Here is a 12,778-nt window from a genome sequence, read left to right as displayed (position 1 = left end):
ATTTCTTTCCAATGAGATTCAAAAACATAAAAAATAAAACAATGAAATTAAAATATATAGGTTTATTAGGTCTTTTTGTGGGTTTCAATGCCTGTAATGAACCTGAGGAAGTAATAATAGATGTTGAAGGACCTGAGGAGGTAGAAGTACAAGCTCCTACATTAACTGCTGGTTCTGCAGATTTTTCTAACTATGTTGCTGTTGGTAACTCACTAACAGCTGGATATACAGATGGTGCATTGTTTAAAGCAAGTCAGGAAAATTCTATGACTAATATGCTTGCTACTAAATTTGCACTTGTTGGTGGTGGAGCCTTTAGCCAACCATTAATGAATGATAATTTTGGCGGATTATTAGCTGGTGGGGGTCAAATTCAAGAAACACGCTTTGTTTTTAACGGAACTGGACCACAGCGTTTAATAGAACTAAATCCTGGTGCATCGCCTACTACTGACATTTTTGTAAATAACCCAACCGGGCCATTTAACAATATGGGAGTGCCAGGCGCAAAAGCCATTCATATGGTATTTTCTGGATATGGTAATCCAGCTAACCTACCTAATGCTAGTCCTTATTTTATTCGAATGACTGGGACTACTCCAAATGCATCTGTTTTGGAAATGGCAATGGCTCAAAACCCAACCTTTTTTACTTTATGGGCAGGAAATAATGATGTATTGGGTTATGCGACCACAGGTGGTGATGGAACCAACCCAATTACACCTAAAGATCAGTTTGATGGCGCAATAGGAGCGTTAGTTGGTGGATTAACTTCTGGTGGTGCTCAAGGAGTTATAGCCAATATACCTTATGTGTCAACTATACCGCATTTTACAACAGTACCTTTTAATCCATTAGATCCAGCGAATCCTGAATTTGCGCCTCAGATTCCTACACTTAATTCAGTTTTTGGAGCTATAAATCAGGTTTTTACAGCTTTAGGCGAAACAAATAGAATTATAGAATTTTCTGAAACTGAAGCCAGTGGTGTTGTTATTTTAGATGAAAATCTTGATGATTTGACAGTTCAAATTGCTGGTGCTTTAGGTGGCAGTGCTGCATTTAAGGCTTTTGTAGTGTCATTAGGCTTGCCTGAGCAAGCTGCGCCTTTGGTTGCTGGATTGCTAGGCCAGACGTACGGGCAAGCAAGACAAGCAACTGCAACCGATTTGTTGGTTTTACCGAGTAGTACTTTTATTGCTACAATTGATAACGATAATATAACAACATTAATGGGGCAAGGATTACCTGCAAATTTAGCAGGTCAGTTTTCTGCAAATGGAATAACCTTGCCACTAGGAGATAAATGGGTTTTAACTCCAGAAGAACAAGCTGAACTTAAAACCGCGACTGATGAATTTAATGCTACAATTAAAGCAGCTGCAGATGGAGCTGGTTTAGCATTCGTTGATGCTAATGCATTAATGCAAGAAATTGCTAGTAGTGGATATGCTGATGGGGATTTTATTTTAACATCAGATTTAGTAACCGGAGGAGCATTTAGTTTGGATGGCGTTCATCCAACTGCTAAAGGATATGCAGTATTAGCTAATCAATTCTTAATGGCAATTGATGCAACTTATGGATCAAATTTTGAAAGCTCAGAATCTTTATTGAATGCTATTGACTATCCAACGAACTATTCAGCTAGTTTACAATAAAATAAAATTTAAATCATACATATTATAAAGCCTTCAGACGAAGGCTTTTTTAATGCGTAAAAAAATTAAGATGGAGTTTCTTATATGAGATTGAAATCTTATATTTGCAGCCTGAAAAAAGGATGCTTCTTTTGTTTATAGAAGTTCTTACATCAGAAGCCTTTAATCCTAAATAAAAAATAAGTAGACAATGGCTAAAGTTACAGGTAAAGTTGCACAAATCATCGGCCCGGTAATCGATGTTGAATTTGGTTCAGGTGATGAGCTGCCAAAAATCTATGATTCATTGGAAATTAATAATGCCGATGGTTCAAAATTGGTCCTTGAAGTTCAGTCTCACGTTGGTGAAAATACTGTTCGTTCAATTTCAATGGACTCTACCGATGGTTTAAGCCGTGGTACAGAAGTAATTGCTACTGGTAGCGCTATTCAAATGCCAGTTGGCGATGACGTATATGGAAGACTTTTTAATGTAATTGGGGATGCTATTGACGGTTTAGGTGATTTGCCTAAAGCTGGTTCAGCTGGTCTGCCAATACACAGAGAGGCGCCAAAATTTGAAGATTTAACTACTACTACTGAAGTATTATTCACCGGTATTAAAGTTATCGATTTAATTGAGCCTTATGCAAAAGGTGGTAAAATTGGACTTTTCGGAGGTGCAGGAGTTGGTAAAACAGTACTGATTCAAGAACTAATTAACAACATTGCAAAAGGTCACGGTGGTCTTTCAGTATTTGCAGGTGTTGGAGAAAGAACAAGAGAAGGAAACGATTTACTTCGTGAGATGCTTGAATCTGGTATTATTAAATACGGAGATGATTTCTTGCATTCTATGGAAGAAGGTGGTTGGGACCTTTCAAAAGTAGATAAGTCTGCTATGAAAGATTCAAAAGCAACTTTTGTTTTCGGTCAAATGAATGAACCACCTGGTGCACGTGCTCGTGTGGCATTATCAGGTTTAACTATAGCAGAATATTTCCGTGATGGAGCAGGTGAAGGACAAGGTAAAGATGTACTTTTCTTTGTTGATAATATCTTCCGTTTTACACAAGCTGGTTCTGAAGTATCTGCATTATTAGGTCGTATGCCATCAGCGGTAGGATATCAACCTACATTAGCAACTGAGATGGGTGCAATGCAAGAGAGAATTACATCAACAAAAAGAGGTTCTATTACTTCTGTTCAAGCGGTATACGTTCCTGCAGATGATTTAACGGATCCAGCGCCAGCAACAACTTTTGCTCACTTAGATGCAACAACAGTACTTTCTCGTAAAATTGCTGAATTAGGTATATATCCTGCAGTGGATCCTTTGGATTCTACTTCACGTATATTAACTGCCGAAATTCTAGGTGATGAGCATTACGATTGTGCGCAACGTGTTAAGGAGTTATTACAACGTTATAAAGAATTGCAAGATATTATTGCTATCCTAGGTATGGAAGAATTGTCTGAAGAAGATAAATTGGCTGTAGGTAGAGCAAGACGTGTTCAACGTTTCTTATCACAACCTTTCCATGTTGCTGAGCAATTTACTGGCATACCTGGTGTATTGGTTGATATTAAAGAAACTATTAAAGGGTTTAATATGATTATGGATGGGGAATTAGATCATCTTCCTGAATCAGCATTTAACCTTAAAGGAACTATTGAAGAAGCTGTAGAAGCAGGTGAAAAAATGCTTGCTGAAGCTTAATTAATATTACCAATTAATACTATATAGAATGTATTTAGAAATCGTTTCACCAGAAGCTACTTTATTCTCAGGCGAAGTTACTTCAGTAACTGTTCCGGGTGTTGAAGGTGAGTTTCAAATGCTCAACAATCATGCTGCTATTGTTTCTTTATTACAAGAAGGCAATGTGTCTTTTCAAGGAGATGTATCACTTGATGAAGAGCATGAAACTAAATTTACAAAAGGTGCTAAAGGTGAAATTATATTATCCATTTCTAGTGGTACAGTAGAAATGAGCGATAATAAAGTTATCGTTTTAGCTGATTAATAAATATAACTTTTATAATATTTCTAGCCATCTGCACTAAGCAGATGGCTTTTTTCGTTTTAGACACTTATATAAATTTTAATAAAGGTGGTAAATTTGACTTATGCCTAAGCTGCCAAAAAAGTTACAATTAAAACTTGCGAATCGAACGGAGGAAAGTTCATTTCGCAAACTCCCGGAAGATTCAAATTTGATTGATTTCTCTTCTAATGATTATTTGGGCTTTGCCAAAGAACAATCAATTTCACAATGTATTTCTAAGCTTCTTTCCGAGTATGCTATTGTGGAAAATGGTGCTACAGGATCCCGTTTACTCACAGGTAATCATTCACTTTATAATCGGTTAGAATTAAAGCTGAGTCAATTTTTTAAATCTCAATCGGCTTTGGTTTTTAATTCAGGTTATGACGCTAACATTGGCTTTTTCTCTTGTGTACCACAGCGTAATGATATAATCTTCTATGATGAATTTATTCATGCAAGTATAAGAGACGGTATTAAGTTAGGGAATGCTAAAAGCTACAAATTCAAGCATAATAATCTTGAAGATTTAATATTAAAAAGTCATTCTATTCTTCAAGATTTGAATGGGATTAATTTAAACCAGCCCGATATCTATATCGTAACAGAGGCTATTTTCTCTATGGATGGCGATTCTCCTGATCTTAATAGTTTTGCAGAGTTTTGTACAAATAATAAATTTCATTTAGTTGTTGACGAGGCGCATTCTGTTGGTGTTATGGGTGAGAATGGAGACGGCCTTATTTGTCGCTTAGGTATAGAAGATAAAGTATTCGCACGTATTGTCACCTTCGGAAAAGCGCTTGGTTGTCATGGAGCAGCAATAATTGGTAATGCTGACTTAAAGGATTATTTGATAAATTTTGCCCGTAGCCTTATTTATACGACTGCATTACCGCCGCATACAATAGCCAGTATAATAGTTGCAATTGATTTTTTAAATTCGGCTGATGGCGCTGACAGACGTCAAGATTTAATGCGTAGAACAGATTTTTTTAGAAGGGAGTTAATGAGAATGAATCTTATTGAAAATTTTACGCTAAGTAATTCTGCAATACAAAGTATGTATGTTCCTGGAAATGAAAAAGCCCGATTTTTAGCTCGTAAATTAAATGAAAATGGTTTTGATATTAAACCTATTTTATCGCCAACAGTGTCAAAAGGAAAAGAACGACTACGGTTTTGTATCCATACTTTTAATTCTATAGAAGAAATGACTGAAAGCTTGAGTATTTTAGCTAAATTTAGGTGATACGAGTTTAATAAAATGGGCGATAAATTTTATACGTTAGGTGCTTTTTCTTATCCAGCAGATGTGCAGATTATTAAAGGAAAATTAGAATCTGAAGGTATTTCAGTATTTCTTAAAGACGAGTATACCTTAAATTCTGATCCGCTTATAAGTGATGCCATAGGAGGAGTGAAAGTTCAGGTTGCAGAGAAAGATAAAGCTCGTGCGATTGAAATTTACGACGAGATAAGAAACTATGCGATTGATGATAATGGTATCCCAATTACCTGTCCGAATTGCAAAGCACAAAAATCTGAGGCTTATTATACCCGTAAAGGAATTTTGAATAAATTATTTCCATTTTTTGAAAAAAGAAAGTATCGCTGTACGCAGTGTAATATTATAACGAAACCTTGAAAATGAAGCGAATTTTTATCACCGGAATATCAACAGATGTAGGTAAAACTCTTGCATCTGCAATTATTGTTGAAGCTCTAAAAGCAGATTATTGGAAACCTGTTCAGGCAGGTGATTTAGATGCTACTGATAGTGATAAGGTGCGCGATTTAATATCCAATGATAAATCAGTAATTCATAAGAGTAGTTATGAGTTAACTACGGCTATGAGTCCACATGCAGCAGCTGAAATTGATGGTATTCGAATTGAACATTCAGATATAATCGAGCCGCAAACAGAAAATACTTTGGTTATTGAAGGGGCTGGTGGTTTATTAGTGCCTTTAAATGAAGAAGAGACTGTATTGGATATAATTATGCCAAATTATAAGGTTATTGTTGTTTCTCGTCATTATTTAGGAAGTATTAATCATTCTTTAATGACGATTAATTGGTTGGTTGAAAGGGGGTATGAGGTGTCAGTTTTGTTCAGTGGAAATGAGCATCCAACTACTGAAAGTATCATCGCTAATAAAACGGGTGTGCTTGTTTTAGGTAGAATTGATGAAGAAGCCACTATAGATAAAACTACAATTGGAAAGTATGCTAATCAATTTAGACCTGTATTAGAAGCATTGTAATTTTGTTTAATAGTAAATTGGATTGCAGGAGCAAGAATCATCTTTAATTCTCATCTTTGCTAGGTTTTAGAACTCAATTTAAATTTTCAATTAATTGAAAAATCTTTCAGAAAGAGATCAGCAATATTTGTGGCATCCGCTTACCCAGCATCAAATCGCAGCTCCGCGTTTAGGTATTGTAAAGGCAAAAGATGCCTTAATTTGGGATGAGGAAGGTATTTGTTATATAGACGGAATTGCATCTTGGTATACGGCTATGTATGGCCATTGTAATGAATATATTACTGAGGCTATTACGGAACAAATGAAACTGTTAGACTTTGTAATGTTCAGTGGTTTTACACATGAGCCAGCCGTAAAATTGTCAGAGGAACTTATAAAGATTTTACCAAATAATCAACAGAAAATATTCTTTAATGATAATGGATCAACGGCCATAGAGGCGGGTATAAAAATGGCTTTGCAATATCATCATAATTTAGGCGATAAAAGAGATACACTTATAGCTTTTGAAAATGGATTTCATGGTGATACTTTCGGGGCAATGAGTGCATCTGGATTATCTTCTTACAATGGGCCATTTGAAGATTTTTTACTAAAAGTAGAGCGTTTACCAGTTCCTCAAGATGATACAATAGATGTTATACTTGAACAATTGGAAACTATATTAAAAAATAATTCTTGTGCAGCTTTTGTCTTCGAACCATTGGTGCAAGGCGCTGCTGGCATGAAATTTCACTCTGCTAAGGGACTTGATGCATTAATTAAAAAATGCCATGAAAATAATGTAGTTACCATTGCTGATGAGGTAATGACTGGATTTGGAAAAACAGGAAGAAATTTTGCTTCTGATTATTTAGAGCATAAACCTGAAATTATTTGCTTGAGCAAAGCCTTAACAGCGGGTATGTTTCCGTTAAGCATTACAAGTTGTTCTCAAAAAATATATGATGTTTTTTTAAGTGAAAATGTTGCCAAAGGTTTTTTTCATGCGCATACTTTTAGTGCGCACCCATTAGGATGCGTGGCTGCCTTAGCGGGTCTGGAACTATTAAATTCAGAGGTAATTCTTGAACGCCGAAAGTATATCGAAAATTCACATCGTGATAGTATTGCTAAATTTAAAAATCACCAAAAAGTAAAAGAAGTGCGTTGTTTTGGTGTTATTTTTGCAATTGATTTGGCGGTAGAAACCAATAGATATGGTTCTTTTAGAGATAAGTTGTATGATTTTTATATGAGTGAAGGTGTCAATCTTAGACCATTGGGAAATACTATTTATGTGCTTCCACCATACGTTATAACTAATGAACAATTAGAGAAGGTCTACGCTGTTATCGAGGCTTCTTTAGAAATACTTTAATTTGAACGATTCAATTTATATTACCGCACTAGCAGGAATCTCTCCACTTGGAAATTCTTTAGAAGAATCATGGTCTTCTTATAAGACTAATGCCCATTGTTTAGTGCAAAGAACAATGAATGGTGCTATAGAATGGATGGCTCCATTGAGTGAATCATCGAAAAAAGAAATAGATTCACTTCGAAATTCTGACCTAAAGTATAAAAACCTAGATGATACTGTGCTATTTTCAATATTTACAGCTCGAAATGCGATTGCGCAGGCGGGTTGGTCAGTAGATGCTAATTTTGGTATTAACATTGGATCATCAAGAGGTGCTACTGCTCTTTTTGAAAAATACCATGAAGAATTTCTTGATTCTAATAGCACATCTACATTGTCATCACCTACTACCACATTAGGAAATATTTCATCATGGGTAGCGCACGATTTACAATCAAAAGGGCCTGAAATCTCCCATTCTATTACTTGTTCTACTGCATTGCACTCTATGTTGAATGGGGTAGCTTGGATTAAAAGTGGAATGGCAGATAAATTCTTGGTAGGAGGTAGTGAGGCACCGTTGACTCCTTTTACTATTGCGCAAATGAAAGCTTTAAAAATATATTCACGCGAAACTGATTCCAATCCGTGTAAGGCATTAGATTTGTCAAAAAAATTCAACAGTATGGTGCTGGGTGAAGGTGCAGCTGTTGTTTGTCTAGAAAAAGGTAATCCTGAAAATGCTCTCGCAAAAATTGAGGGAATTGGCTATGCTACAGAGATTTTGGAGCATAATATTTCAATTTCTTCAGATGCAAATTGTTTTCAAAGTTCTATGCAGATGGCATTGGGTCAAATAAATGCTGATGATATTGATGTGATAGTTACCCATACGCCAGGTACTGTTAAAGGTGATTTAGCTGAATATAGGGCTATTGAAAAAGTTTTCTGTAACAAAATGCCTTACTTAACTACCAATAAGTGGAAGGTTGGTCACACTTTTGGAACATCAGGTATGTTAAGTGTAGAATTAGCGATTTTAATGCTGAAACATCAAGAGATAATTAAAGTACCTTATTTAGATGTTGTAAACTCTCCTTCTAATATTAAAAGAGTTATGGTTAATGCTGTTGGTTTTGGAGGTAATGCGGTAAGTGTGTTGCTCGCTGTATAGCAAAACCAGTTATTTCGAAAAAGGTGGTATCTTACATATATTAATGAATTTGTCTACAACAGTGGCGAATTTTGAACCAAAAAATAAATTCGATGGAAGAATGGTTTGTTGCATTGGCAATGTTTGAGAAAGTTTATTGGACAGTATCACTTATTGCTTCAGTTATACTTATCATTTTATTAGTATTAACACTAATTGGTGGGGATGCTGATGATTTTGATGGTGGAGATGTAGATGCTGAAATTGATGGCGATACAGGAATTGGATTTCAATTTCTATCTTTTAAAAATCTAATGGGTTTTTTAACAATATTTGGATGGTCTGGTATTGCTTGTTTGGATGCCGGAATGTCTAAATCACTAACTGTATTAATTTCTATTGTTTGTGGATTATTAATGATGTTAGCTATGGCTACACTTTTCTATTATTTAGGTAAGATGCAAAGCAGTGGTACTTTAAAACTTAAAAATGCTTTGAATCAAGTGGGAGAAGTATATTTAACTATTGGTGGAAATCGCTCAAAAATAGGAAAAGTGAGTGTGACTGTGCAAGGCACACTGAGAGAGTTAGAAGCGCTAACTGATGAAGAAAATGACTTAGTTTTAGGTAATGTAGTACGCGTAAAAAATGTTACCGATAACGGAATATTGATTGTTGAACTTTTAAACAAATAACCATATGATTATAGTTCCTTTACAATTGGGCGGTAGTGCCTCTCTGTTAGCAATAGGCTTTGCTATACTCTTCTTTTTTATAATCATAATCTCATTTATCAGAAGGTATAAGCGTTGTCCTTCTGATAGGATTTTAGTAGTATACGGTAAAGTTGGATCTGGTAATTCTGCACGATGTATTCATGGAGGTGCTGCATTTATTTGGCCTGTTATTCAAGATTATGAGTTTTTAGACTTAACTCCTATATCAATTGAGGTCGATTTAGCAAATGCTTTAAGTAGACAAAATATTAGAGTTAATGTTCCTTCTCGTTTTACAATCGGTATTTCTACTGAACCCGGTGTAATGCAAAATGCTGCCGAACGCTTATTAGGTTTAGGTATGCAGGAAGTTCAAGATTTGGCCAAGGAAATTATATTCGGACAACTTCGATTGGTTGTAGCTTCAATGGATATTGAGGAGATTAATTCAGATAGAGATAAATTTTTAACCAATATATCGCAAAGTGTAGAGTCTGAATTAAAGAAAGTAGGCTTAAAGCTTATCAATGTTAATATTACTGATATTGTAGATGAGTCAGGTTATATTGAAGCATTAGGTAAAGAAGCTGCTGCTCATGCAATAAATGCTGCAAGAAAATCTGTTGCAGAAAAAAACAGAGATGGTTCTATTGGTGAGGCAAATGCTTTACAAGACGAACGGACACAAGTTGCTGCTGCCAATGCGCAAGCAGTGGAAGGTGAAAATATAGCTAAAATTAATGTGGCTAATTCAGATTCATTGCGAAGACAACGTGAAGCAGAAGCTGAACGAACAGCAATCGCATCTGAAAAAGTACAATCAGCAAAAGCCTTGGAAGAATCGTATGCTGCAGAAAAAGATGCCGAGATTGCAAGAGCAGAACGGGTAAGGAGTTCGCAAGTAGCGGATATTGTTGTGCCTGCTGAAATTGATAAGCGAAAAGTGGAGATTGATGCAGAAGCAGAAGCAGAAAGAATACGTAGAAGAGCGAAAGGTGAGGCGGATGCTATTTTATTTAAAGCACAAGCAGAAGCACAAGGTCTTTTCGAGGTCTTAACAAAACAGGCTCAAGGTCTAGATGAAATTGTAAAAGCTGCGGGCAATGACCCTAAGGATGCCGTATTATTATTGATTGCAGATAAACTACCAGAATTAGTAAAAACTCAAGCTGAGGCTATTAAAAATATTAAAATTGATAAAGTTACTGTTTGGGATTCCGGTGCTAAAGGTGAGGACGGCAAAAACTCTACAGCGAACTTTATTTCTGGAATGTATAAATCTGTACCGCCATTACAAGAGATGTTTAATATGGCAGGTATGCAATTACCGGAATATTTGAAAGGCAAAAATGTTGAAGATCAAGAAGCGGAAATTGTTTCTAAAAAAACGAATAAACCTAAAAAGAACACCGAAGAAGAATAGCTCGTCTATTAAATAAAGAAGCCCCGTATAGCAATTGTGATACGGGACTTTTTCTTGCCCTTGATTTCTTAATTCATGTTAATTGGGAATTCAATCGCAATTAACCTATTTTTGAGCCCGAATTATCCATCTTATGAGTGAAACAAGAAACGATTGGTCAAAGCAGGAAATACTTGATATTTATAACAAGCCTTTAATGGAACTGCTTTATGAGGCGGCTACTATTCATAGAAAAAACCACGACCCAAACACAGTACAGGTTTCTACACTACTTTCTATAAAAACTGGAGGATGCCCTGAAGATTGTGGATATTGTCCGCAAGCGGCACGTTATCATACCGAAATAGAAGGAAATGATTTAATGACGGTCTCACATGTGAAAGCACAGGCCCTTCGCGCTAAATCATCAGGAAGCTCACGAGTTTGTATGGGAGCAGCATGGCGTAATGTTAAAGATGGGCCAGAATTTGATCAAGTTCTTGAAATGGTAAGAACTATTAATAAGTTAGACATGGAAGTTTGTTGTACGCTAGGTATGCTAACTGAGAATCAAGCGAAGCGTTTAGCAGAAGCCGGATTATACGCTTACAACCATAATTTGGATACGTCAGAAGATTATTATAAAGATGTTATTTCTACGAGAGCTTTTGAAGATCGTTTGGAAACTATAGATAACGTTCGTAAAAGTAATGTAACTGTTTGTAGTGGTGGTATTATTGGAATGGGTGAGGAGTTAGAAGATAGGGCAGGAATGTTAGTGGCACTATCGTCTTTAAATCCACAACCAGAATCTGTACCTATTAATGCATTAGTTGCTGTTGAAGGTACTCCAATGGCTGAAATGGAATCAATATCTATTTGGGATATGGTTCGTATGGTAGCGACTACTAGAATTGTTTTGCCAGACACACAGGTTCGTCTTTCAGCAGGTAGAACCGAAATGAGTAGAGAAGGGCAGGCTATGTGTTTCTTTGCTGGAGCGAATTCAATTTTTGCAGGAGATAAATTATTGACAACTCCGAACCCTGATGTAAATGAAGATATGGAAATGTTCAAACTTTTAGGCTTGAATCCGCAGAAACCATTTACTAAGATATCTCAACCTAAAACTGTTGAAGCTGAAGATTCTGAACTTCAGCCCTTAGGTGAAAAGCCAAAATGGACAAGACCAGGCCATTCCATTGATCGTAATGAAGCTGCTAAAACTGCAGCAAAAATGACTGAATAATACTACATTTGTATTTATTTTGGTTCAAAAAAGTTTAACAAGCTTTCTCAAGGATTGTTGAATTTTGCAATAATTTAATACCATTGAAACTACAAGAGATACAACGCGTAGCGACAATAACTAAGGAAGAATTCTTAACCGATTTTTTCAAACCGCAGATTCCTGTGGTTATTGAAAATTTTAATGGTGGTTGGGATGCATATTCTAAGTGGAATTTAGATTACATGAAGAAAATGGCTGGCGATAAAATTGTGCCTCTTTATGATGATCGCCCAGTACATCATGATGATGGGTTTAATGAGCCGCATGCCGAAATGAAAATGTCGAAATATATAGAGCTCTTAAAAAGTGAACCTACAAAATATAGAATTTTCCTATGGAACATTCTAAAAGAGGTTCCTGCTTTGCAAAAAGATTTTTCGATTCCGGATTTTGGAATTCGAATTTTAAAAAAAGTTCCGATGCTTTTTTTTGGAGGTGAAAATTCACACACTTTTATGCATCATGATATTGATTTTGCTAATATCTTTCATTTTCATTTTGAAGGTGAAAAAGAATGTGTGTTATTTCCTCAGTCGGAAAATAAATACCTTTATAGAGTGCCCTTTTCAATTATAACACATGAAGGGATAGACTTTTCTAATCCAGATTATGAAAAATGGCCTGCTTTGAAAAAGGCAAAAGGCTTTAAAACTAAATTAAAGCACGGTGAGGTGCTTTATATGCCAGAAGGATATTGGCATTACATGAAGTATTTGAGCCCTGGATTTTCAATGAGCCTGAGAACTTTAGCTCATAATCCATTTAACTTTTTAGAAGCGGCTTATAACATATTTTTAATGCGACATGTTGATGTCTTAATGCGAAAAATTAAAGGCCAAAAATGGATAGACGCGAAAAATAAACGTGCTATTACACGTACAAACCGCTTAATCTCAGTATAAGTTTCTTTTGAAT

The 12,778-nt window shown here is 35.7% G+C and carries 12 protein-coding genes; all 12 read left to right on the top strand.

The window, feature by feature from the left end; translation table 11 throughout:
- The first annotated feature begins 41 nt into the window (after nucleotides 1-41).
- Entirely contained in the window at nucleotides 42-1,661 is a 1,620-nt protein-coding gene (locus tag UH7x_RS05705) for an SGNH/GDSL hydrolase family protein (RefSeq protein ID WP_482362756.1), read from the top strand.
- Between the two features lie 190 nt (nucleotides 1,662-1,851).
- The gene (gene atpD / locus UH7x_RS05700; protein ID WP_348146177.1) at nucleotides 1,852-3,360 is read left to right on the top strand and encodes a F0F1 ATP synthase subunit beta; all 1,509 of its coding nucleotides are present in this window, start codon (nucleotides 1,852-1,854) and stop codon (nucleotides 3,358-3,360) included.
- Nucleotides 3,361-3,388: 28 nt separating this feature from the next.
- On the top strand, nucleotides 3,389-3,667 hold the full coding sequence (locus UH7x_RS05695) for a F0F1 ATP synthase subunit delta/epsilon (protein ID WP_482362755.1): 279 nt from the start codon (nucleotides 3,389-3,391) through the stop codon (nucleotides 3,665-3,667).
- A 103-nt stretch (nucleotides 3,668-3,770) separates the two neighbouring features.
- Entirely contained in the window at nucleotides 3,771-4,940 is a 1,170-nt protein-coding gene (locus tag UH7x_RS05690) for an aminotransferase class I/II-fold pyridoxal phosphate-dependent enzyme (protein ID WP_482362754.1), read from the top strand.
- 15 nt (nucleotides 4,941-4,955) lie between these two features.
- Complete coding sequence (locus tag UH7x_RS05685) at nucleotides 4,956-5,336, top strand: putative signal transducing protein (protein ID WP_482362753.1); 381 nt, start codon at nucleotides 4,956-4,958, stop codon at nucleotides 5,334-5,336.
- Between the two features lie 2 nt (nucleotides 5,337-5,338).
- Nucleotides 5,339-5,956 (top strand): dethiobiotin synthase, encoded by a 618-nt coding sequence (gene bioD, locus UH7x_RS05680; protein ID WP_482362752.1) that lies wholly within the window; start codon nucleotides 5,339-5,341, stop codon nucleotides 5,954-5,956.
- A gap of 94 nt (nucleotides 5,957-6,050) precedes the next feature.
- Entirely contained in the window at nucleotides 6,051-7,319 is a 1,269-nt protein-coding gene (gene bioA / locus UH7x_RS05675; protein ID WP_482362751.1) for an adenosylmethionine--8-amino-7-oxononanoate transaminase, read from the top strand.
- 1 nt (nucleotide 7,320) lies between these two features.
- Nucleotides 7,321-8,475, top strand: coding sequence for a beta-ketoacyl synthase N-terminal-like domain-containing protein (locus tag UH7x_RS05670; protein ID WP_482362750.1), 1,155 nt, complete (start codon nucleotides 7,321-7,323; stop codon nucleotides 8,473-8,475).
- Between the two features lie 92 nt (nucleotides 8,476-8,567).
- Complete coding sequence (locus UH7x_RS05665; protein ID WP_482362749.1) at nucleotides 8,568-9,149, top strand: hypothetical protein; 582 nt, start codon at nucleotides 8,568-8,570, stop codon at nucleotides 9,147-9,149.
- A 4-nt stretch (nucleotides 9,150-9,153) separates the two neighbouring features.
- Nucleotides 9,154-10,593, top strand: a complete 1,440-nt coding sequence (locus UH7x_RS05660) for a flotillin family protein (protein WP_482362748.1) — start codon at nucleotides 9,154-9,156, stop codon at nucleotides 10,591-10,593.
- Nucleotides 10,594-10,726: 133 nt separating this feature from the next.
- Nucleotides 10,727-11,821 (top strand): biotin synthase BioB, encoded by a 1,095-nt coding sequence (gene bioB, locus UH7x_RS05655; RefSeq protein WP_482362747.1) that lies wholly within the window; start codon nucleotides 10,727-10,729, stop codon nucleotides 11,819-11,821.
- 77 nt (nucleotides 11,822-11,898) lie between these two features.
- A complete protein-coding gene (locus UH7x_RS05650) occupies nucleotides 11,899-12,765 on the top strand; it encodes a cupin-like domain-containing protein (RefSeq protein ID WP_482363583.1) in 867 nt (288 codons plus the stop codon).
- Nucleotides 12,766-12,778: the final 13 nt, after the last annotated feature.

The sequence above is a fragment of the Aurantibacter sp. UH7 genome, from assembly GCF_056839165.1.
The sequence above is the reverse complement of the archived record's forward strand: the minus strand, read 5'-3'. Positions and strand labels throughout refer to the sequence as shown.